Below are 23,496 nucleotides of genomic sequence, written 5' to 3'. Positions count from 1 at the left end.
CAGCAATAAGCCACAAAAATCACCGGATCCAGAGCAACTGCGCCACGCCATAAAAATATCTACTGGAGCTTTGAATTGGACGCGATCATCTCCATGTATGCATTGCCACCCATGGGAATATCATAACCTGGTGGCCCTTCCCATTGCCGCGAGACACCGGTATTTCTAAGCATAACGTCAACCTTAATGCCGTCCTTAACCATGCTGTCTAAATCCCACTCGAAGTGATTTATGAGAGCCTGGCAGGCCACATGAGGCACTGTTGTCAATAATCTCAAGCTGGAGTTGTTTGGGGGTAACTTAAGCCTCGCGATCTCCGACATCGTCCATATAAATCTCCGTAACCTAAAATGCCAAAGAGACTCAAGATGAAGTTCAAGTTGAGCTGACAGCAATGGGAAAGACTTACGAGTCGCACGCTCCCTACTTACTTTTCGCGGCAAAAGTGCAAGCATGTTACTGATATTTACTCGCACCTGTTTTTGGGTGATGCGGTACAAGTTCTCAACGCCCTCTATAAGAATAGTTGCGTATTTTTCGTCCTCATCATTTACCACCGGCTCGACACTACTCTTCTGCATTAAGTTCCCTGTAATTTTACTCAACAACCAGTCCTTATCGTTTTCGTTGAGCCAACGGGTTACTTGATAAGCACTTACCCAAAGATAGTCCATACCAATGCCTGGCTTCACTTCAAGTAGCATTGAGATTTTTTCTCGATAAGCCTTTTTCTTATGTTCTGGCAAAGTTTTCTCTTTAAGACGGACCGTCGGGTTTGCCGAGCTAGCAAGTAGAGACTCTTCTGCCAAGCATTTCTCAAACTTTTCTGCACATCCAAAAAGATGGAGAGATATTAAAAGATGCCTTGCCAACGGCATATCAATTTGACCTCTTGTTGTCGATAGCCTAATCCATTGACTTCGAATTCCAGCTGCGTATGCCAAATCAATTTTCGAAATAATTTCATCGCTGAACTTATCACGAATACTGCTAAATAATTTAGCTGTGCCAATTAGGTTCCCATGAACAAACCCTTGCTTCTTTGCTTGACGCCGATAACAAGCAGCCAAAACCGTATATTCTATCGATGGCAGATTGCGTTGCAGAATATCATTTACAAAAACTGCAAACTCGCGCTCTTCATTTGAGGCGAGTGAGCGGTTCGTAGGTTTAACAGCGTTCCACCCGCAAGCACAATCATCGGTCAACCCCGGTAACAATCGGTTTTTACGATAGAAAGGGTGAGAGCAATTAGGGCAAGATTTAAGAAGTTCTTCACCGTGTCGCCAGCACGCTGTAACGCCCGGTACATGATGAGCTCGGTGCCAATATGCGTAGCCACACTCTATGAGGTCGGCCTGCACACAGGCCAAGCAAATTTTAGCTCTGCTATTCCTCGTACCTTCTCTCCTAGGCACTCGAGCGACATCAGATAAAACCTTGTCAAATTCCTTAGAGGATTCTTTTGATAATCCTATAAAAGGTTTGTAGGCTGGGAACGTAGTGTTAATCTCAAGCAACTCAGCCAAGTTGCCTTCTTTAACTCCCGGCAATCGAGAAGCAAGGTTTTCTAATTGCTTTGGTATGATAGATAGTTGGAATGGCGCAACGCCAAAAAGATCACGGAAAGTTTCTGCCTCGGTTTTGTTTCCGGACAAAAAATGGTATCTCGTAATACGAGATAATAGTGTCTCGTCTGGCATAGACATTGGGAAAAACAGAATACTGGACATGAGTAGCCGACTTTCTAGCGTGGGTCTGGTAGGACGCGAGTCCTGTGGATGGTGTTCTTTTATCACATATCACCGTGTACCCGGGTAAGGATTTTAAAAATGAACGCCATACAGTAGCGAACAGCCAGCAACTGTTTTATTAGAAAACAGCAGTTTTTACGCCAAAGTCAAAATACAATACACCACACATATAAATACTTTCACTGCACGCCTCGTCAAAATTCACACATCGAATCCACGCACAGCTCATATATATAGAGGCTTGTGCCGACGGCGTTACAGAGCAATATTCATACGCGGATCAGGGTGCCTTCACTCATATTTGGAGTTTTCTGAGACACGCTGTTCGATACAGCGCTGATTGAGTGATTGGCTTGCCGTCAAGTTTTAGCTTCCGCTCGGCCCAGCTCAGGCGCCGCCGATGGAATGCATCAAGGGTTTCGCATTCGGCTGCCAGTGCAGCCGCACAGTGCGGCAGCTTGTTGAGCTGCTTTTCAAACCTAGATAACACATGAAGCTCTCTGCCTATTTTTGTCCGTGAGATGCGGACAGGTTTACCTGGAAGCGCTCGTAACATTTCAGCGCATTGAACCACTTCGTTGGCAAGGTCAAGGTCGAGGTCTTTGAATCTTTCTGCCTGCTGTCCGCGCGGTCTGTGGGCTTTTCCTGGCTCTTGTGTAAGCTCGGACAGCCATTGCCGATCGTTTCGATGAAGCCACACATAATCTCGACACTCATGAGCTAGGCGAGCTCTGTATTCCCCGTCAAATCGGTTCCTCCTATCAACCAGCAGTTTCGAAAGCCTCGCCTCTTTCCATAGGTCAGGTCCATACGAAATCGCGCGTATCATTCGGTAGACGCATGTAACCGAGCTCCTTGTTTCTGACGCTATGGTCTTAGCGTTAGCCCCCATGAGCGCCAGCGTCCAGATCGTTTCAGATGCCTCACTCATATACTCATTGGTGCTTGAGCGATTGGTTGGAGATCTGTTGGCAGCTCGTCCACCAGGAGTTTCGCTATTGGCTGTTCGACTAAGCGACTCGGTAATAGGCCCGTTTGGCCGCAGTATCCTTTCCATATCGACCTTGAGCGCACAGGCCAGCAGGATGAATTTCAGCGGATGATGGGTGCCCCTCGGCTTACGCAAAAGCTTCACAATCCAGGCCGCCGGTATATCCGCAGACGACTTGCTCAGTATCGAGTATTCCCCTGAGGAGGGGAGCGCCTCAAAGAACGCAGACATGTGTCGCGCCAAAATGCCTAAGTGCAGCCGACCAGTATCGGAAGCCATTTTCAAGGCAATAGCGCTATCCAGAAACACCGAGCGAATCGCATCAGGACATAATGGCGGAACATCGGTCTCAAGCACCTGCATCGAACGCTGCGCTATTTCTTGCAGAGCACTTTGTAGATTTTGAGGGATGTCTAGCGAAATGGAGTGAGACTGAACGTCCTCATCGTCCGGTAAATGCATTCTTCGAGAGTTTCTGCTCAACCAGCGGTAATCAAGGAACCTCAACGGGGTTCCATGGTGGGGACAGATCAAAACGCCTGGAAGCTGATGCACACGGTGCCAGTACGCTGCTCCCACACAGGCCATGTCCTGTTGGACACAGTCGAAGCAAAATCGCACTCTCGAAGCAAACTCGAGTCGGCTCGCGATTAACCCCAACCTTAGCATCAACCCCTTGCCGTTTCCCGCCATCAAGATATTGGCGTCGTCCACCTGTTGCGGGGTCAAAAAAGGTTCGTAGTAGGGCAGTTGCGTATGGCGCTTTATAACAGCGGCTAGCGATAAGCCTGTATCACACGGCAGCGCCTCGACAAGCTCAGCTAGTCGACATGGAAAAGCAACGTTCTGCGAAAAGCATTTCGCGGACTGCGCTCCATCGAAAACTGCTGCGCAACTACGTACGCCACAGAGCCGGGCGTATCTTGAGAGAACGCTGTGAAGCGTCTCATCGTGGAAAACGGCCGGAAAGAAATGGAATTTGAGCCCCATTTCGTCACCCTTAATTCACCCCTTCCGATACAACGGAGAAAACTCAAAGAGATCACTGCTTATCCAACCGGCGCTCTTCAACGCCTCAATGGAGTCTTCACTTTCACTTAGCGCCTGTGCCTCTGAGGTCTCAACCGCCACCGCCGCAGGTGACTGCGATTTGACTTGGTTAACGGCCGCCACATTAGGTTTGGTAGCACTATTGTCGCTGCGACTGATGACACTGCGCAGCAATGCCAGTCGCTCCGGCCGAGCCACACCATCGAACGCCATCATGTCGCTTAGTTGGTCTTCAATCGGAAGCAAATCATCGAACTGCCGCATCCGTTTCGGATCTCGGCTTCGCAGAGCGGACAAAGCTGGCTTCAATATCTGCATCTTGGTGTTGCTCACCAACGCAATTGTCTCGGCGGTAACGCATTCCGAACCACTCTGGATCGCATACCTTTGACTGAGCACCAAAAGCTTCACCAAAAAGTCGGTGACCCCTTGTGTATGCTCATACAGCGCATCAAACACATCCTCTGTCAGTTCGACCGGCTGCTGGTACCACTGATAGCTCCAGAGGTTTTCAACAAGCATGCGCCACTCGTCATCGTCCTTCTCAAAACGTTTAAATTCGAGTACCCCGACGCCGCAGCAACGCCTTGCGTTGCGCATGACGTCCGAAAATAGGCTGATCATCGAATTTGTCCCGATGAACACCACAGGAATTCCGATGTTGTTCACTAGATGGAGGAAGAAATTCAGCATGTTGTCCTTGCCCCCAGTTTTCGCGAGGTGCAGGTTCTGAAGTTCGTCGATCAGCAAAGCTCCGATGAAAAATGTACTCGCAACCTGTTCCATTTGTTGCAACGAGTCATTGATGTTCCGAGCCCTATACCGCTTGTAGTAATCCTCATCACCTAAAGCTCGCCCGACCGCATAGAAAAATTGCTGACAGAAGCCTGCCAGCGAACCATCTCGGGGGCAGTCAAGCTTGAGCCAGGTGATCTGGGTATGAACGAACTGCTTTCCTTCATAACGCTCGTGGCGAATCGTTTGAGGGTAGAGACTCAAAATGGCTTCGAGTGCGGTGGACTTTCCAATGCCACTAAGGCCAACCAGACTGAACGTTTCGGCAGTGGACTTAAATCCATCGTGGTAGCGCTGTGCGCCCGAAAGTGAGTGAAGATGTCTGACAGTGTCTGGAGAGGTCGGGTTGCGTCCGACGTACCCACGTCGTACCAGCAATGAAAATACGGACTCCAGATCCATGTGGACCAACAAAGGCTGGACCACCGTTCTCAACCGGTCGATGCAGTGAACCCGAGTCGATCGGTCGAGGGTCAGCTCTTCTGGATCAACAGGACGGGGGAAGTTCGAGATTAGTTGCATTGCCACCTCTTCTGAGAAGATCGGTGGCAGCGCTTCGATGAGTGGATTTCCCGCGTAGTCCGCTATCGCCTGCTTCGTGTAGCTTGCGAAAACTTGGGCGCCTTTCATGAGTTTTGTCCTGGGCGCAGGCGTTTGAGCATATCGATAACCTGAGCGCTGCGAGGGCCGGCAAAGTTTTCTGAGCGATCTTGGGAGATCTCTGTCTTGAGCACAGGCGATTCAATCCTTACACCCTCTGGCACATGGGCGGTCTCACGCTCCTTGAGGCGCTCAACGGCGCGATTCTCACGAATATTTCCAATCATCTCAGCTTTGGTCGCAGGCGCTGGCTCATCATTTCGCTCAGCGATCGCACCGCTGACGACTTGATTAACTTCCTCCAGCAGCGAAATCCGACTCTCCAACTCAGCGCGTTTATGAGTCGGTGGAGTCTGGCGGTAAGCTTCGAGCAGATCGAAAATCTCATCGGATCGATAACCAGCATACTTGCTATCAGACTTACGCAAATCGCAACGGATGAACTGTTTGTTGTCTCCCCGAATCCAGATATGTGCTGAGGAATTTGGGTCATACCAACACTCTATCGACCAAACCCCGCGGCTACGGGCCTTCGCAAACCAGTTGTTCTCGATCGCTACATCACAGACATAGTGCATCCCTCGGAATAGCACACCACCCTTTTGCACCGTCGCTTGCTCGCGCGGAAGCAAATGGAGATAGACCAGCTCGTCGGGATGATTGTTTGGTTCGACATGACCATTTTCTAATGCCCAAGTCCAGATACCTGACGGCGTCGGATCGACACCGTCGTTCATCATCTCTTGAGTGAGCCTGTCGGGCTGCCTGTTGAAGCGGTTATAGTGAAGGACACACTGGATGATAATCTTGGTGAACTCTTTAATGCTCAGCGTTGCATCGAGTCGGTAATCTCGCTCGCCACGTTCCTTCTCCCTAGCAGCTACACCACCAGGAAGCCACCTGATGCCTGTCAGGTTGTTCAGGATACCGAACCGGCTCTCAACCATCGACTTCCAGTCAGGGCGGTAAGGCGGAGCGATTCCCAGCTCGATATTCAGGCCAGTGGCAAGACCCTCAGCTGCTTTCCCCAACATCTCGCCTCGATCAGCGTAGATGTGATGTGGGAGGTGATGACAGGCCCATTCCCCTGAATCGATTGTGACCCCATTGGTAGCGCAAAACTCAACCTTCGAAGTGAAAGCGTTGAAAAGCGCTTGCCTGGCTCCGTTCCAACTCGGGCCCTCTAATCCGATGTAGAGACCGACGATCATGCCGGAAAAGCTATCAATGACGACGTACACAACCGGCCGTCCAATGAGCATTCGCCTGGAGTATCCGTTCACGAGATAAATGTCCGCAATGGTGGCATCGATCTCAAACTGATGGCAGGGGCCACGAAGCCAGTCACGGACGGTTCCAGAAAGGGGGCGGCAATCTTTTAGCCACTTACGCATTCCCTTACGGCCACGTTCAGTTTCAACCTCGTCGAAATATTGCTTTCCCCAATAATCGAACTGTCTAAAGGAAGGAATTTCCGATTCGGGTAGCAAACGACCGCCTGATTCTGGATTTTTCGACAGGTCTTTCGCGGTATAGAACCTCCTGAGCATCTCAACATAGGCGTTGGTTATCGTAGAAGTCTTATCCCCGACAAATAACGAGTAGCCGATACGGATACAGCGCTTATCCACGGCATCGATAACCTTGGTCGGTGAAACGGCAATACCTTGATACCTTGGCTTCCTACCTGGGGGCTTTGCGGGATCATACTTGCGCTCAGGAACTCCGACGCCCGCATAGTTTTTCAAGAGCGCATTTCGAACTTGGCCATTGATCCAGTAACGGTACAGAAGTCGATAGATGCTCTTGCGCTGTATACCGAGCTCAACAGCTCTAGCGCCGACCATTTGACCCATCTCACCAGGAGCGAATATCTGACCTGGATAATCTGAGTCGATCAGGGGTGCGATGATGTTCCACTTTTCATCCCTTTCCCGCTTCTTTTTCTCATCCAAGTCATCCTCTAACACTAAGAGAAACTCAGGCGTAACGACCTTGGCTAGCTTCGTATCACCTGCAATGACGGATCCGCGAAGCTCCTCCAGGCCTAAACCAATCGGCTGGCGGGGCGGATCCGTTAATTGGATCAAAACGACCGCATCGTATCGCTCATTGAGGTACAAGACCCTAACGAAGCCCGGCACGACGGAAAACTCAGTAAGCGGTTCGAAACAATCATTGACTTGGACTTTCATGATAGGCCCTCCGCCGTCAGTGAAATTTTCATTGGTTTCTCAATGATTTCAAATGTTGGTAGTGGCGCAGTCATTTGAATGGGAGTACCAACCAAATCTACCTTGATCGACTTAGCCCATATCAGGTGATGATATAAAGCCCGAGAGTCTTGATAGGAGATAAATAAACGTGCGGCAATCTTTCGCAGAGATTCAGCAGTACTCCACGGGTAGGGACGACAGCTCGCTAAGTGCCCCAGAAAATCTGTGTGTAATGATGGCTCTGCCAAGGCGCGCGGCAGTTGAGCGAACTTCCTGAGTAAGCCTAAATTCTTGATCAAATCGGGGCTGAACATTTCTTCAGTGACAATGGCCCAATCAACGTGTTGGCCAGTCCAGAAACGCTTTTCGATCTCAAATTTTTCCAACGTCCTCCTGGCTTTTTTGCCTTCGAGGTCAGTGCGGTATTTAATTGTTCTGGCTACGGATTTAAAGCTGCCATCGGGCTTTTTTATCGTTAATAAAAAATCCGTGGTCATAACGTAAGGAAGCACTGTCTTCGGATACTTCGGGTATCGCACTCCCATAGAGCTCGCGATTGCTTGAGCACTTTCTCGCGGTAGCAATGGATACTGCTCGCGTATATCCACAACATTTTCCGAAAATTCACATACCAAAAAATAGGCGCGCTCTAGGTCGGAAAAGAGGTGATGGAGGCGATCGATCTTCACACCTTGGATCTTGTGGGAGCGTCCTCTGGAAGGCACGTCTTGGACGCGCAGCCACGGCAGATAACTGGCACCAGCTCCGCTACCGAATCCATTCGAAATATGCCGCTGAATATCTGTCTCAGACGAAAACCTACGACCGCGCAATGCTACCTCCTTCGTCCGCCGGGACCGCCTCTCCTCGCCCTGAAAAATAGTTATAGGAAAAAATCGCCCACCACCTGTTCATGGTACAGCCCTCTTTAGCCTACTCCCGGAGCGGAACGAAGCGGAGAATCTAGACCGATGGCTCAGCCAAAAAATGGAAAACCCCGTAAATACGGGGGTTTCGGCCTTGTGTCAATCTATGTTACGGCGTGTCAATCTTTATTGTTAAGTGTCAATCTTTATTGTTAGTAGCCACCCACCCGGACCTCCAGATCCACGCGAAAGGACGCGCCTTCGATGAACAGCCCCTCGCAAATCCACGAGCGTTTGCACAACCGCCGATTCACCGTCGCCAATAACACCCACGGGCTATCCGGCGCGGGCACGGTGTTTCATTACCTTGTCGAGGGCGATGCCATTTCCGGCACCTACCAAGGCGGCCGAATTCGCCTGGGTACGCAGGTCGGTCGCGTCACAGGCCCAGACGCTATCGAGCTGCTGTATCAGTGCCTGACGCTGGAAGGTGAGCTGCTGGCCGGCTGGTCGCGGGGCATCATCGGTGTCGATGCTGCCGGGCGTACCACGCTGAGTTTCGTGTGGGGTTGGTTGTCGGGGGCGACGGGAGGTGGGGAGTCGAACTACGTGGAGCTTGCAGAGTGTGATGACCACTCCTAAGGCACAAACTCCACCCTCAACCCCCGGCTCGCACTACGCCCCTGATCATCACTGACCCGCAACCGATACTCCCCCGACTTGCCCGGCCGCCAGTTCAATGTGGCTTGCGGCGGGCCCTGGCCGATCAAGGTTTGATCAGAAAACCAGTACAGCGTCGCCGCATCGCTGGCCGCATTCGCGTTCAGCGGGATGCTTTCCTGCGGTTGGGACAGGCGCAACTGATAACTCACTTGAGTCAGCGGCGAGCGGATCTGCGGGGCTTCGCTCTGGTCGCTGATGCGGTTGGGCTGGCAGTTTTTCATCACGTTGGGGGGCGTGCGGCGGGGCAGGCCGGCGGCGCGGTACAGGCGTTGTATGTCGCTGGGCCAGAATTCGAAGACTTCCTCGCGGGTGTATTGCGTCTCGAACGGCGGGCACGCGGCCTTGCCGGTGCGGGTGTCGATCAGTACCGGACGGTGCAGGTTGGACACGCGAATCGGTGAGACACCGGGGATGTACCAGGTCTTGCGGGTTTGTGGGCACCAGCGGTTGGGCAATTCGCCCGAGGCGGCGCAGACGTCGATGCGCACCAGGCCGGCGGGTGGTTTGTCGGCCTTGATCACGACGTTGGGCAAGGCCAGGGGCAGGGCGTCGGCGATGCGGAAGAACAGCGGTGCAGCGGTCTTGGCACCGATAAACACCGGGTTGGGTCGACCATCGAAGTTGCCCACCCACACCACCAGCACGTAGGGACCGACCAGGCCCGCGCTCCACGCATCATGGAACCCCCAGGACGTGCCGGTTTTCCAGGCGGTGCGCCAGTGCCGCGCGGGCAGGCCATCCGGTCGCGGGTTGCGGCGCAGCATGTCGCGCACCATGAAGGCGGCCTGCGGGGTGAGGAGCTGCGGGCCGGTGGCCTGGGGCTGCTCCTGTAAATAGCGCAACGGCCGCAGATGGCCGTCGCCCGCCAGCATCACATACAGTCGCGCCAGCTCCTCGGGTGTCATCTCGCCGCCACCGAGTGCCAGAGCCAGGCCGTAATGGCTTTCACCGCGCAGGCCCTTGACCCCCGCGCGTTGCAACAACCCATACAACGACGGCGACTTCACCTGGCTGGCCAGCCACACCGCCGGGATATTCCGGCTACGGATCAACGCATCCCGTGCGGTCAGAGGCCCGACAAAACTGCCGTCGAAATTTTCCGGCTGGAAGTAGCCGAAGTTACTGGGCAAGTCCTTGAGGATGCTCATGGGGTGGATCACCCCTTGATCCAGTGCCAGCCCGTAGAGAAACGGCTTGAGGGTCGACCCCGGCGAACGGCGTGACAATACGCCGTTGACCTGGCCGTGGATGCTTGTGGATAAGTAGTCCGCCGAGCCCACCAGCGCCTTGACGCTTTGGTCGCGGCTGTCGATCAGGATGGCCGTGGCATTTTCCACCCCGGTGCTGCGCCGCTCGGCGATAAAGCCGCTGATCAGGCGTTCGAGCAGTTGCTGCAAGGGCAGGTTGAGGGTGCTGTTGAGTTCGTTGCCTGGCTGGGATGCCAATAGCTGCTCGCTCAGATGCGGCGCCAGAAACGGGATCTGCTGGCGGTTGCGGGCTTCCAGGGGCAGGTCGAGCAAACTGTCGTTACGCGGGTCTTGTGGATAAGTTTCACGCCAGTCATTCATCAAGCGCAGCCGCGCGTTTTGCAGTGACGGTCCGAAGCGTGCACGCCGCCCCGGCTGCTGGGGGATCACCGCCAGCGCCAAGGCTTCGGACAACGACAACTGCGCCGCCGCCTTGCCAAAGTAGATGCGACTGGCCGCTTCGGCGCCTTCGATATTGCCGCCCATGGGCGCCAGGTTCAGGTACGCCTCAAGGATCTCGTGCTTGCTGTAGCGCGCCTCCAGCCACAGCGCCAACGCCATCTGTTGCAACTTGCCGGGCACCTGGCGGGTGTTGAGATCCCACAGGCGCCGTGCCAATTGCATGCTCAAGGTCGAGCCGCCCTGACGCTGGCCGCCGCTGTAGGTGGCCAGGGCCGCGCGCAGCAACGCCGGGGGATTGATCCCCGGGTGCCAGTAGAAATTGCGGTCTTCCTTGAGCAGCAAGGCCTCGACCAGTGACGGCGAGATGCGCTCCAGCGGCAGCCATAAACGGTATTGGCCGTCATCCGCCAGGGTCATGCGCAGCAGCGAACCGTCATCGGCCAACACCACCCGTGACGATGTCACAGCCTGTTCCAGCGGGGCATGGGGCCACAGCCGCAACCCCGCCAGCAATAGCGCCGCTGCCAGCAGCGGCGCCAGGCGTTTAAGGCTTGGTAATTTCAAGCTGGCCTACTTTGCCGCGCCCTTGCAGGGTGGTTTCGTACATGCCTTCGGCGTAGGCCGGTGGCGTGTTGAACGTGCCGGCGTTGGTGGCGCGCACACGATAGACGAAGGTGCCTACGTCGCGCAGTGCCGTGCCGTACAACACCACCCGATCATCACGCACATCCACGTAGTCCGGCTGCCAGTTGCTCAGCTCGGTTTCGCCGATCGGCGCTTGCCAGGCATCGGCTTCTTGTTCGCTTTCTTCTACGTAATCGGACGCTTCGCCTTCACTTTCCTCGGTGCTGGCGGTTTCCGGCTCCGGTGGCAAGTTATACACAGGCTCGACGCCACCGGGCAGCAGGTCGACCACGGCCACTTGCTGCACCTGGTCACGGTCGGTGGCACGCAGACGCAAGCGCACCAGGAACTCATCGCCCACCGCCACTGTGCTCACCGGCTCGCCTTTGAGGTCGAGGTATTCGTGGATGATCTCCAGCCCGTTGTTGATCGGCTTGAGCTTGGCACCCTTATCGAAACCGGCTTCGCTGAGCATGTAGAACGCCGCCGGGCCGTCGGATTTTTCCATCAGCAGCTTTTGCGTGGTGCCCGGTACCGCCGCGCGCGGTGGCTGGCCGGCCATTTCCAGCAGTTGTTGCTGCTTGTCGCCCAGCCAGGCGGTGGCCTTGAGGGTCATATCGCTTTGCGCGCGCTGGCCGTAGTTGTCCAAGGCACGCAGCAACAGCGCCGCCGACAGTGAGTTGTAGCGCTGTTCGTTGAGGCGCTTGCCGAGTTTATCCAGCAGGGCGGTAGGCACATCGTCCAGCAACTCGGGGAAATGGCGAGCGAGCAGATGCAGGTGCTCGGCATCGTGGACCAGCGGGTCGTAATACAGGCCATCGCTGTCCCACTTATCCACAAGCGAACGCCAAGGGATCTTGCGGAACAAGGTGTCGGCCTGGCGATCCTGTTTGAGCAGTTTGTAGCTGGCCGCCAGGTAGGCGGCGCCCAGGTCGTTCTGCCAGCTGTCCTTGAAGTAGCTTTCGTAGCGTTCGCGTATATCGCTCAAGGCGCCGCTCACCAGAATCCCCTGGCGACTCAACAGGTAACTGGCGTAGGCGCGGTTGCGCAATTCCGACAGGCCTTCGCTCGGGCCGTTGGCCAGGTCCGTCAGATAACTATTGGCGCGCACCAGCAGGTCTTCCGGCACCGGCAGCCCGCGTTCCTTGGCTTCGATCAGGAAATCGGTGGCATACAGGCTGGCGTAGGGCGCCACATCCGGATTGGCGGCCCACAAACCGAAACCACCGGCCTGGTTCTGGCGCTGACGCAGCATGCGTACCGCTGCGCTGAAGGCTTGTTCGGCTTCGGGTGCAGTACCGCCCCAGATCAACGCCGGCATGGCCTTGGACACCAGTTGCTCGGTGCAGGCATAGCCGTAGTCATCCAGGTAATGCTTGAGGCCGTTGGCCCACACCAGCGGCGAGGCCGCCACGCCCAGTTGCACGTCGCGCAGTTGGCTGAACAGTTCACGGGTGGGCTTGAGCTCTTTGCTGGCGCTGTCGAAGCGACCCAGGCTCAGGGCCACGCGATGCTCGCTCAGAGGGCGAATCGAAGTGGTTTCCGCCACCTGGATCCGCTTGCCATCCGGCAACACTGCGACAAAGCGCAAATCCGCCGAACCGAGGGTTTCGCCGACCTTGATCTTGAACTCGGCGGTGCCCTCCTTGCGCGGTTGCAGGGACAAGGTGCTGGCTTTGTTGCCCTGCACCACCAGGCCGTCGCTGGTCTGCACTTCAAACTTCACGTCCGCCGCAGCCTCGAGGTTGCTGAACACCCCGGCACTCACGTTGAACACATCACCTGGCGCCACAAAGGCCGGCACGTTCGGCGTGATGACGATCGGGCCACGGACCTCGGTGTTGGCCTCGCTGACGCCCACGCTGTCGGCGTCCACTGCCACCGCGAACAGGTGCAGCTTGCCGTTGAAGCTGTCCGGCACTTGGTAATGCAGCACGGTTTCACCGGCGGGCAAGTCCACCAGCCCGGACCACCAGGCCACTGGCGGCTGATGTTTACGCTTGAACGGGTTGAGGTGGTTGGCCAGGGCGCCTTCCGTATCGCCACCGGGCGCCGCCCCACTGAGCAGGCGGCTGAATTCCGGCAGGATCAGGTCCAGGATCTGACTGGTGCCGACTTCCAGCGCCCGCTTCTGGAAGAAGAAACCCAGCGGGTCGGGCGTCTGGTAGCGCGCTACCTGCAAGATGCCTTCGTCTACTGCATACACCACCGCGCGGCCTGGGCGGTCGGCGTTGACCTTGATGTCGAGGGTTTGCCCCGGCTCTATTTTCGCCGGGCCCTCGACCTTCAACGCCATGCGCCGTGCATCCAGGTTGATGCTGAACGGCACCACACCGTAGGACAGCGGGCTCATATAAACCTCGGACGAACCGATGTCGCGCACAAACTGCACGTTGACGTAGGCATTGCCTTCAAGCCCCGCAGGCACGCGGATATGTTGCACGCTGTTGGTACTGTCGGCCTTGAACCACTGCTGGGTGTAGACCTTGTCCCGCTCGATGGTGATCAAACCCGCACCGGTGTAAGGCGCGCGGATGCTGATCGCGATCTCATCGCCGGTGGCGTAGCTGCGTTTATCCAGGCGCAGTTGCAGCTCGGCGTTGCGTTCCAGGGAGCGCGAGGTATTCCCGCGTCCGGCCACGCTGTAGTCGATCTGGTTGAGCAGGTTGCCGTTGGCGTCTTTCACTTGCAGGGTGAAATCGCCTGGGGTAGCGGTGTTCAGCGTCTGCCTGGCGCCGTCCTTGGTCATCACCAGCGGTGAGGCCGGCTGGCTGATGTTCTTGATGCGCGACTCGTACTTGTAGGTGCCGTTGGACTGTTTCACCAGTACCGACACGTAGCGGTGTTCGACCACTTCGCTGGTCAGGCCATCCACCGCCAGCGGGGTGAGGTCTGGCGCGACGGCCAGCCATTGCACCTGGCGTGGGGCGTCCTTGGCGACGTACGACAGCGAGTCCTGACTTTTCACACCCACAAGGTAGGGTGCGGACGACACCAGCAACGCGCTTTGCGCCGCCACGTTACGACCCCCTTCGGCCTCGAACACCTGAGTCATCACTTGCAAGCGATAGGTGCTGTTGGCGAAGCGTTGCAGGTTGAGGTCGAGTACAGCCTGGCCGTTGTCGTCGACGGTGGTTTCGGCCAGGTCTTCGGTGCTGGCCTCTTCCAGGGAGTCGTTGAGGCGGAAACGGTAGTCGGGGTAACGCTCGAATGCTGCGAGCGTCGGGCTCAGGGACATCTTCGCGGTGACGCGACGGCCGGCCGCCGGCGCGCCGAACAGGTGCATTGCGGTGACCTTGGCCACCACCTGCTCCGGTGGAATCCAGCCCTGCACCGGGGTGTCATGCAAGCTCAGGCTGACCTTCATGCGGTCCGGTTCGAAATCGCGGACCTTGAAGCTGACACTGCCCAGGTCGGTGCGGGTCTGTTTTTGGCCAATCAACTGCAAGGTCGCGGTGTAATCCCCGGCGGGGGCGACTTCGCTGCTGGGGAAATCAAAGGTTTCAAAACCGCTGGCGGACAGCTTCAGCGGCTGGCGAATCACTTCAAGGCCGCGTGGATCGGTGATCTGCAACTCCACAGGCAGGCCTTGCAGGGCACCTTTCCAATTGCCGCTGCGCACGATCATGCCCAGGTGCGCGGTTTCGCCAGGGCGGTAAAGGCCACGGTCGGTGAACAGGTAGGCACTGAGGCGATCAATCGCGCCGTCTTCTTCCAAACCGCCTACGTCGAAGCGCGACAAATCCAGCTGCTGCGACTGACGGGCGATCGGCAGGAACGATTGGTCATTGCCGCGAGTGACCACATACATCAGCGGCGTTTTCTCACGGCGCAGTTCATCCAGCTTGGCGAAATGCACGTGGCCTTCGCCGTCGGTGTGGCCGCTGCTCACCGGCAGACCGTTGCGGCCAATAATGTCGACCTGGGCGTCGGACACCGGCGAACCGTTGCCGATGGACTGCACATACACGTCATGGCTGCCATCGCTGGAGCGCTTGGCGATGATGCCGAGGTCGGTGACCACGATAAAGCGCAGGTCAGAGGTGGTGCTGCGCGAGTAGTCGAACGTGCGTTCGGCCGGCTCATCCTGAGGGCTGAGCTTGAGGACGAAAATGCCGCGACGGCCGCCGTTGGCGGTGAGGTAGTGGCTCAGGTCGACGTTGTCATAGACGGTTTTCGCCGGGTCCGAGGACGACAGCGCAATATCCAGGGACTGGCGTTCAACCATGCGGTCGAAGTACTCGTTGCCGAAATTGGGCCGGGCAAAGCTGCCGCTGCTCTGGTCCACCAGGTGCTGCAATTGGTTGGGCAGCAAGCGTGCGATTTCCACATGGGCGCCAGGCACACCCCGGGCCATGAAGCCCAGGCGTTTTTCGCCATTGAGGCTGAGCAACGCGCCGTCGGACAGGAACTGCAGGGTGCGCGGATAAGCCGGCATGCTGATCAGCGAAGCCGTAGGGTTTTTCGCCAGGTAGCCGCCGATGGCTTCCAGGTTGGCGGGCACGCGCACATACAGCGCACGGCCGGCCGGGGCCTTGAATTTGAAAGCGTGCAGGGTGTTCAGCGGTTCGACGCTGGGCACGTGGGTCAGGTTGACCTTGGTGCTACGGGCCAGCAGCGCGTCGTCGATCTCGTTGCTGCTGTAAGGGCGGGTGTCGTCCTCGGATTTTTCCGGCAGCAGCCAGGCCTGGACCTTACCGGCAATGGTGTCATCGGCCACGGCGCTGGAACTGCTGAACATCAGCACCGGCTCAGGCTCGCCGCGTGCGTTATCCACAAAGCTCACTTCGGCGCCGGTAAAGGTCAGGCGATAGCGACCGGGCACGGTGACTTCGGCCACCAGCGGCGCGGTGCTGGCGTTGCCGCCGTCGCGGGCCTTGATACCTTCATCCAACTTGGCGCTGACCGGCGTGCTTTCCAGCGGCGTGGCCAGGGCGGCGGAGCGTACGTAGACGTTGAGTTTTTTCTCGTCGAAGCTGATTTCCGGACGGTTGGGCATCTGCGCGTCGCGGTAGGCCAGGCCTTTGCCGAGGCTTACCGAGACGCGCTTGCGCAGGCTGTCTTCATCGACCGGGTGGGAAAAATGGAAGGTCGCCACCAGCTGTTTCAGCGTTGGGTTGGATGGGTCCTGATACAGCTCGTTTTGCGCCAGGGTGGCGCGGAACGGTTGGGTGGAAAATTGCGCGCTGTATTGGTCGAGCAATACGCCGTCGGCCAGCAGGTTTTTCTTTGCCAGGTCCAGGGTGTAATGGGCGTCGATGGGCCAGTCTTTTTCCGGCACGAACAACAGGCTACGGTCATCCGCCCAGCGCCAGGTGCCTGCAACCTCGGGCTTGAGGGTAATGCCTTCGGTCACCGGTTTGCCGATGGCCGCCAGTGGAGCCACGGATTCGCCGAAACGCACCTGCAAGTTATCCACAACCGGGGTTTGCTGGGTGTAGTCGGTCAGGTTGGGTTTGTGCAGCGAGTAGCTCGCGGTATGCGGCTGCGGCAGATTGGAATACCAGTGCCAGCCGTAGAAGCCAGCCGCCGCGAGCAATACGAGCCCGAGCACCCCGGCACCCGTCTGGCGCGGATAAGCGCGGGCTTTATCGCCCAGGTTCGCCAGGCCACGGCCAATAGCGCGCAGCCATAGCGGCGGATGCCATTGGCCGAAAACGGCCGCCACCACAGTCAGAAACACACCGACAACACGGCGGCTGATGGCTTTGAGCGAATCGAACATGGTGAGCATCCCTGGCTAAGTGCGGCGTATCTTACACGCGTCTTTGATACAAAAGATGACGCCGATACGCCGCACGGCGGGGATGTTTACCGAGTCAGCGGGGCCCCATGCATTCCAATGAGCGGTCTACCATCACTTTGGCCATTTCCATGAGGTGTCCGGCGGCTTTGGGCGAGTCGCGCAACTGTTCGGCACAGTGGAGCAGGTCTGAGGCGTAGACCAGTGCGTCTTCGAAGCTGATTTCGGGGTGGGGGATGAAAAAGGGATGGGGCGGACCGGGTTTTACTTTGCTCATTGCGGTAACTCCAATGTAGGTAATTGGAGCTGACATCCATCGCTGCTAAACAATGGGTGGCAGCTGTACGCAGGTTAGCAGGCCGGAACATTGGGAACCCGGCGCACCCGAAGGTGCCCTGCGCACAGCCACCATAAAGCGTTGGCAGAAAAAAACGCCATGCTTGAGATGGCACTTGTGCGCCCAATGTTAAACGTTCGAGCTGCTAAACCCGGTCACTGAATTGGCAGTGACGGACGCAGACTAGCCACCGAAAAGGCAGGGCACAAGCGGCTGGGATTCTCTCGGAAATGTCCTGCGAAAGAAAGGGAAGCGAGAGGTAGGAGCAGCGGTTTCAGACTTTGCTTAAACCTCGAAAACACCGGAAAACCAATGTGGGAGGGGGCTTGCCCCCGATGACGGTGGATCAGTCGAAACTTTCAGCGACAGACACACCGCCATCGGGGGCAAGCCCCCTCCCACAGTTTGATCTTCATTGGGCTTGAGAGGGGGGGTCAGGTCCACCAGTACCGCACCAGATGAAAGAAAATCGGCGCCGCAAAACACACCGAATCCAGGCGATCTAGCATCCCGCCGTGGCCTTCGATCATATGCCCCCAATCCTTCACCCCCCGGTCGCGCTTGATTGCCGACATGACGATGCCGCCGGCGAAGCCGAGCAGGTTGATCAGCAAGGCGATCAGGAACGATTGCCACGGGTTGAACGGCGTGGTCCACCACAGAGCCGCACCGATCAGGGATGACAGCAAAATCCCGCCGACAAAACCTTCCACGGTTTTCGACGGCGACAGGTTGGGCGCGATCTTGCGTTTGCCGAACAGCTTGCCGCACACGTACTGCAGCACGTCCGAGAGTTGCACCACGATCACCAGGTAGGCGATCAGCAGTAGGTTGCGGCCTTCATAGCCGGGGATGTCGAGGGTCAGCAGGGCGGGCACGAAGGACACGCAGAACACCGCGATCATCAGCCCCCATTGCACTTTGGAGGCGCGTTCCAGGAAGTGCGTGCTGTCGCCGCCGAGGGAGGCGAGGATCGGCAGCAGCAGGAACACATACACCGGGATAAAGATCGAGAACAACCCGTACCAGTCCGAGTAGATCAGCAGGTATTGCAGCGGCAACGCCAGGTAGAACGCGGCCACCAGGGCCGGGTAGTCGCTGCGCCGGGTGGGCGTGAGGGTGAGGAATTCGCGCAGGGCGTAGAACGACACCGCGTAGAACAGCAGGATCACCGCGCCGGTGCCGAGCCAGAAGGCGATGCCGATGACCACCACCATCACCCACCAGGCGTTGATGCGGGCGTTGAGGTTCTCGATCACGGCATTTGGGGTGCCACGGGTGCGCAATTTGAGGATCAGGCCGATCAGCGAGGCGAGCACCAGGATCGCGCCGATCCCGCCGAACAACATCAGGGTTTGGCTATCCATCTCAGGAGTGCTCCGGGGCGAGGGCGAGCAGGGCATCGCGGGTTCGGGTAAGGAACGCGGCTTTGTCTTCGCCTTCTTCCAATTGCAATGGGGCGCCAAAGCTGGTGGTGCACAGCAAAGGCAGCGGCAGCACGCGGCCCTTGGGCATGACCCGGTTGAGGTTGGCAATCCACACCGGGATCAATTCGGCCTGTGGGTAACTTTTGGCCAGATGGTAGATGCCGCTTTTGAACGGCAGCAAGCCGTCCTCCAGGTTGCGTGTGCCTTCGGGAAAGATGATCAGCGAGTCGCCACCCTCCAGCGCGGCCAGCATAGGCTGCAAGGGGTTATCCACAGGGTCTTTGCGCTCGCGGTCGATCAGCACGCCATTGAATACGCGGTTGATGATGTAGCGGCGCAGGGCGCTTTTATTCCAGTAATCGCTGCCGGCCACCGGGCGCGTGAATTTGCGCAGGTTCTGCGGCAGCGAGGCCCACAGCAGCACGAAGTCGCCGTGGCTGCTGTGGTTGGCGAAATAGATACGTTGCACCGGCACTGGCGCGCAACCCAGCCACAGGCTGCGGGCGCCGGTGACGGTGCGGGCCATGGAGGTAATGAGCGTGGCGACCACGGGTTCGAACATGGGGATTCCTTATCCGGCGAAAGGCAGCCAGGGGCTGGCGAGGATCACGGCGAGGGTCAGCAGCGCTTGCGCGCCCAGCAGCCAGGCTTGTTTGCGCAGTAATTTGAGGGCGCCGCGACGGCGCTCGGTCCACGGTCGGCCGGCACGCCTGGGCGATTGCAGGCCGAGGGCTTGCAGGGCCTGGTCGAGGTCCGGGGTGCGTTCGGTATCGCGGGCCATCAGGGCGAACAGGTCGGCATCGAAGGCCACGCGCAGCGCCCAGTACTTTTGCAGCAGCCCCAGGATAATCATCCACAGGCTGAGCAGCAGGCAGAGGGTTGAAACACTCGCCATCAGCAACTGTGCCAGGCCAAACAACACACCTGCTATGGTCAGGCCTGTGGATAACTGATCCAGTGAACGGCCACGGCGTAGCAGGCTGGCGACCACCTGGAGTTCCATATCAGCGGGCATGGGGCAAACCCTCCAACGCTTGACGATGAGCAGGATGCAGGACCACATGGGCCCGCGCTGTACGAATAATAGTCAGCGCCTGGTCCACCGTGGCGGCGCGCCCGCTGTGCAACAGCCAGGCGGCGACCGCAGTGGCGCTGCGTGAGTAGCCAAGAGCGCAGCACACCAGCACCGGGCCGCTTGAACGCAGGCGCTCGATGGCCTGAGCGGCTTGCTGGCATTCGGCGAGTGTCGGGGCGATCAGGTCCAGTACAGGGATGCTTTGATACACGCGGCCCTGTGGATGAATCGGTAATTCGGCACAGAGGTCGACGATGGCGCTGAATGAATCCTGCTCTTTCGCGCTGGGAATCCGCCCAAGCCAAACGTTATCCACAATCAGGTCGGGCTGTGGATGTTTGCGTGTCCACAGGCGCGAATTTATCCACGCCCCGGCCAGATAGGGGGCATACAGCCAACGGGCCGCGGGTGTGAGCCGGCCATCGCTGCGTTTCTGAAAGCCCGACGCGCCGAGCACCAGGTAATTCGCCTTGATCAAGCTCAGGGACACCGCCGGCCAGAGCAGCCATAACCAAGCGCCGCCCAGGGAAACCGCGAGCATCACCAATGCCAGCGCCCCCAGGCCATAGCGCAGACCCAAGCGCCAGCGCTTCGAATCCCGGGTAAGCCGTGCATTCAGCAGTGGGCTTGGATGTTCCACCGGCCACAGCCACACGCATATCCAGCCGGCGAGGGCGCCTGTGGGTAAGTCGATAAAGTGATGTTGATAAGTGGTCAGCACCGAAATACCGATCAAGGCGAACCAGCCATGCACCAGCCAGCGCCACATTCCTTGGGTGTGGCGCTGATACATGACCCACAGGATCACCAGCAGCGCGATATGCAGCGAGGGCGCTTGGTTGAACGGTTTGTCGAAACCCGCCAGCACGGCAAACAGCCAGCCGAATACGCCATCCAGTTCCGGCCGCTCGAAGGTGAAGCGCAGCGGCCAGATCAGGAAGCAACTGACGGCGATGACCTGCGCGCTGAGCAGACGCAGCGCGTGTTGTTTCAGCTCCTGGCGGCTGTTGGGCAGCAGCAGGGAGAAACCGTAGAGCAGGTCAATGGACCAATAGGGCACGATGGTCCAGGCCCAGAACGGCATGTGGGTTTCCCAGCCGAACACCAGGGTACCGACATCGCTGCGCTGGCTGGTGACCCACGTGGCGAAGCCGTAAGTGCCAAAAAACAGCGGCGCCAACAGCAGCAGCCACAGGACCGCTGGTTTCAATAAACCGGGTTCGCGCATGGTCAGATCTTCTGGGCCAGGGACACGGTAAAGATGCCCCACTCATCCACACGCTGGGTGATCTTGCGAAAGCCTGCCGCTTCTACCAGTTGATCCATTTCCGCCTGGCTGCGACGGCGCATCACCCAGGCCTGGCCCTGGCGATGGCTGGTCAGTGCGCGGGCGATCAGCTCCAACTGCGGGTGCCATGGCTGGCCGGTGTAGACCAGGTAACCACCGGGCTCCACCGCTTCGGCCAGGCCGGCCAACGAACCACCGACCATGGCATTATCGGCAAACAATTCATACAGCCCGGACACTACTGCCAGCGTCGGTTTGGGTTGCAGTGCCGCCAAGTCCAAGCGGTCAAACGCATCGCCTTTGACGAACTGCGCGATGTCCCCCAGGCCCTTCTCACGAATCAGCGCGCCACCGTCGCGCACGTTGATGTCGCTGTAGTCGCGCAGCAGGATCGATTCCGGCAGCGGCGACACGCCCTGCAAGGCTTCAAGAATGTAGCGGCCGTGGCCGGCGGCGATGTCGACGATGCGCACTTCGCGATCCTCCGCGCGCAGCTTGGCCATGGCCAGGCGTAGCAGTTCCTCGACGTTCAGCTTGCGCTGGCGAATACCCCGCCAGCCGATGGAGTTGAGGTAGTTGGTGTCGATCATGCGTCCCAGCCCGCCCTTGCCGGTGGGCGTGTTGCGGTACACGTAGTCCAGTGTGCTGCCGGAGTCGAAGCCGGTGTCGAAGCCCAGCTTTACGCCGTCCGACAGATTCTTGCCCAGGCCCATGCTGGCGCGGGTCAGGCGCCAGTACAGGTCGCGCAGGGAATTGCGCGGCAAGGGCGCTGCGAGGGATTCGGATTCAGCGCAGGTCGCGCCCAGTTTGTCGGCATCCAGCAGGGACGCACGGTCCAGCGGGTGCGCGAAGTTCTGCAGGATAAAACGCTTGGCACTGCTCACGGCCACCGCGCGGTCACGTTCACCGAGGGTGTCGTGGAAAAAACCGGGGAGGATGTGCAGTTCTTTTTTCAGGCTGCCAAGGCGGTCGAAAAATTGCTGCTGGGGTTTGCGGTGCACCACAAAGTCGGAGCCCGAGATCAGCAATTGAGTCGGCACCTGGATTGCCTGGGCATCGGCGACAACCCGGTCGGCGGCTTCGTACAGGCCCAGCAGTACGTTCACCGAGATGGCCTTGGTGATCAGCGGGTCGCTGTCGTAGGACGCCACGCGCTCCGGGTCATGGCTGAGGAACTTGGCCTTGACGTAACTGTTGACGAAAAAGTTGCCGCGAAATTTGCGCATGAGCGCCAGGCCTGGCCGGGCGAAGGGCACGTAGAGCTTGACCTTGAACGCCGGGGACGCGAGCACCAGGGCGCGGATTTTCGGCGCGTAGTCATGCACCCAGGTGGCTGCGATCACTGCGCCGACGCTTTGGGCGATCACTGCGCAATCTTCTTCCTCGATGCCGTAGGTGGCACCGATATGGTCGCGGAAAGTCTGCACGTCGCGGGCGCTGGTGGCGAAGCTCGGGCTGTCGCCGCGTGTGCCGGGCGATTGGCCATGGCCCCGGGCGTCCCAGGCGAAGAAGTCGAATTGCGGCAGGTTCAGCTCATCGACCAGATGGGCAATACGCCCCGAATGCTCGTGGCCACGGTGGAACAGCAGGATCGCCTTGCGCGGCTCGCCGTCCGCAGGCGCGCTCGCCGGCCAATGACGGTAGAAAAGCTCGACGCCGTCATGGGTACTGAAGGTGTGCTCTTGCTGTTCGCGCATTGCAAAATCCTTATGCAGAAGGGGGGATGTGTTGTTCTTCTTTCAGGCCCTGGCGCACCCGGTTGACCAGGGTGTAGGCGAGCAGGGCGGCGACCAGCCACATCACCGTGTCGACCCAGCCGGCGCCGAGCCAACCCAGCGCCACACCGGTGGCCAGCACGCCGAGCACGAAGGCACGGTCACTCTTGCCCATCGGCCCGTCATAGCGCCGTGACGCGCCGACCATCGGCCCCAGCACGCCAGCGTACTCACTGAACACCGCCAGCAGCGCCACCAGCAGCACCGGCACCAGGCTCACGCCGGGGATCAGCGCGAAGGGCAGGATCAGCGCACTGTCGGCAATCACGTCGCACAGTTCATTGAGATAGGCGCCCAGGCGCGACTGCTGGCCGAATTCCCGGGCGAGCATGCCGTCGATGGCGTTGAGGGCCATGCGCAGGATCATCCACAGCGGGATCAGTGCAAACAGCCACAGGTGTTGGGCGAAGCTGGCGATCAACAGGCCGACCAGCAGGGAAATGACCCCGGCCAGCACGGTGATCTGGTTGGCCGTGGTGCCATTGTCATAGAGGCGCTGCACGAGTGGGCGCAGCAGGTTCTGAAAACGCGGTTTGAGCTGATAGATCGAAATCATGGGGGGTGACGCTTCCTTGTCCGAGAG

At 58.1% G+C, this 23,496-nt stretch carries 15 protein-coding genes and 1 pseudogene; 1 reads left to right on the top strand and 15 read right to left on the bottom strand.

Annotated features, from left to right (window positions below; translation table 11 throughout):
- Positions 1-59: 59 nt before the first annotated feature.
- The 6 genes and pseudogenes from FIV39_RS07845 to FIV39_RS07825 all read right to left on the bottom strand — a co-directional run bounded on the left by FIV39_RS07845 (position 60) and on the right by FIV39_RS07825 (position 8,239).
- The gene (locus FIV39_RS07845; protein WP_080761983.1) at positions 60-1,733 is read right to left on the bottom strand and encodes a TniQ family protein; all 1,674 of its coding nucleotides are present in this window, start codon (positions 1,731-1,733) and stop codon (positions 60-62) included.
- A gap of 316 nt (positions 1,734-2,049) precedes the next feature.
- Positions 2,050-3,207 (bottom strand): TnsD family Tn7-like transposition protein, encoded by a 1,158-nt coding sequence (locus tag FIV39_RS07840; protein WP_306108736.1) that lies wholly within the window; start codon positions 3,205-3,207, stop codon positions 2,050-2,052.
- 54 nt (positions 3,208-3,261) lie between these two features.
- Positions 3,262-3,735, bottom strand: a pseudogene (locus FIV39_RS33700) (TniQ family protein); the annotation flags it as partial.
- 15 nt (positions 3,736-3,750) lie between these two features.
- Positions 3,751-5,220, bottom strand: coding sequence for an ATP-binding protein (locus FIV39_RS07835; protein ID WP_032857199.1), 1,470 nt, complete (start codon positions 5,218-5,220; stop codon positions 3,751-3,753).
- Positions 5,217-7,385 (bottom strand): Mu transposase C-terminal domain-containing protein, encoded by a 2,169-nt coding sequence (locus tag FIV39_RS07830; RefSeq protein WP_032857197.1) that lies wholly within the window; start codon positions 7,383-7,385, stop codon positions 5,217-5,219. The genes FIV39_RS07835 and FIV39_RS07830 overlap by 4 nt, the downstream gene beginning before the upstream one ends.
- Entirely contained in the window at positions 7,382-8,239 is an 858-nt protein-coding gene (locus tag FIV39_RS07825) for a TnsA endonuclease N-terminal domain-containing protein (RefSeq protein WP_032857196.1), read from the bottom strand. Before FIV39_RS07825 ends, FIV39_RS07830 begins: the two co-directional genes overlap by 4 nt.
- 297 nt (positions 8,240-8,536) lie before the next feature.
- On the opposite strand from FIV39_RS07825, the gene FIV39_RS07820 reads away from it, so the two are divergent.
- Positions 8,537-8,914, top strand: a complete 378-nt coding sequence (locus FIV39_RS07820) for a hypothetical protein (protein WP_090401332.1) — start codon at positions 8,537-8,539, stop codon at positions 8,912-8,914.
- Here the strand turns inward: FIV39_RS07820 and pbpC are convergent.
- From pbpC to FIV39_RS07775, 9 genes are all read right to left on the bottom strand, one after another.
- Entirely contained in the window at positions 8,911-11,208 is a 2,298-nt protein-coding gene (gene pbpC / locus FIV39_RS07815; RefSeq protein ID WP_090401333.1) for a penicillin-binding protein 1C, read from the bottom strand. The genes FIV39_RS07820 and pbpC overlap by 4 nt on opposite strands.
- Positions 11,189-16,993, bottom strand: coding sequence for an alpha-2-macroglobulin (locus tag FIV39_RS07810; protein ID WP_090401334.1), 5,805 nt, complete (start codon positions 16,991-16,993; stop codon positions 11,189-11,191). Before FIV39_RS07810 ends, pbpC begins: the two co-directional genes overlap by 20 nt.
- A 94-nt stretch (positions 16,994-17,087) precedes the next feature.
- Complete coding sequence (locus FIV39_RS07805; protein ID WP_065937920.1) at positions 17,088-17,288, bottom strand: DUF3077 domain-containing protein; 201 nt, start codon at positions 17,286-17,288, stop codon at positions 17,088-17,090.
- Between the two features lie 494 nt (positions 17,289-17,782).
- Positions 17,783-18,715, bottom strand: a complete 933-nt coding sequence (locus FIV39_RS07800; protein WP_090401335.1) for a phosphatidate cytidylyltransferase — start codon at positions 18,713-18,715, stop codon at positions 17,783-17,785.
- Position 18,716: 1 nt separating this feature from the next.
- The gene (locus tag FIV39_RS07795) at positions 18,717-19,337 is read right to left on the bottom strand and encodes a lysophospholipid acyltransferase family protein (protein WP_090401336.1); all 621 of its coding nucleotides are present in this window, start codon (positions 19,335-19,337) and stop codon (positions 18,717-18,719) included.
- 9 nt (positions 19,338-19,346) lie between these two features.
- Positions 19,347-19,790, bottom strand: coding sequence for a hypothetical protein (locus FIV39_RS07790; RefSeq protein WP_090401337.1), 444 nt, complete (start codon positions 19,788-19,790; stop codon positions 19,347-19,349).
- Entirely contained in the window at positions 19,780-21,078 is a 1,299-nt protein-coding gene (locus tag FIV39_RS07785; RefSeq protein ID WP_090401338.1) for a phosphatase PAP2/dual specificity phosphatase family protein, read from the bottom strand. Before FIV39_RS07785 ends, FIV39_RS07790 begins: the two co-directional genes overlap by 11 nt.
- A gap of 2 nt (positions 21,079-21,080) precedes the next feature.
- Positions 21,081-22,835 (bottom strand): bifunctional alpha/beta hydrolase/class I SAM-dependent methyltransferase, encoded by a 1,755-nt coding sequence (locus FIV39_RS07780; protein ID WP_090401339.1) that lies wholly within the window; start codon positions 22,833-22,835, stop codon positions 21,081-21,083.
- A 10-nt stretch (positions 22,836-22,845) separates the two neighbouring features.
- On the bottom strand, positions 22,846-23,469 hold the full coding sequence (locus tag FIV39_RS07775; RefSeq protein WP_090401340.1) for a CDP-alcohol phosphatidyltransferase family protein: 624 nt from the start codon (positions 23,467-23,469) through the stop codon (positions 22,846-22,848).
- Positions 23,470-23,496 lie beyond the last annotated feature (27 nt).

It is taken from the genome of Pseudomonas grimontii (genome assembly GCF_007858185.1).
GTDB classification, from domain to species: Bacteria; Pseudomonadota; Gammaproteobacteria; order Pseudomonadales; family Pseudomonadaceae; genus Aquipseudomonas; species Aquipseudomonas grimontii.
Note: the sequence above shows the minus strand (reverse complement) of the source record. Positions and strands in the feature narration are given on the sequence as shown.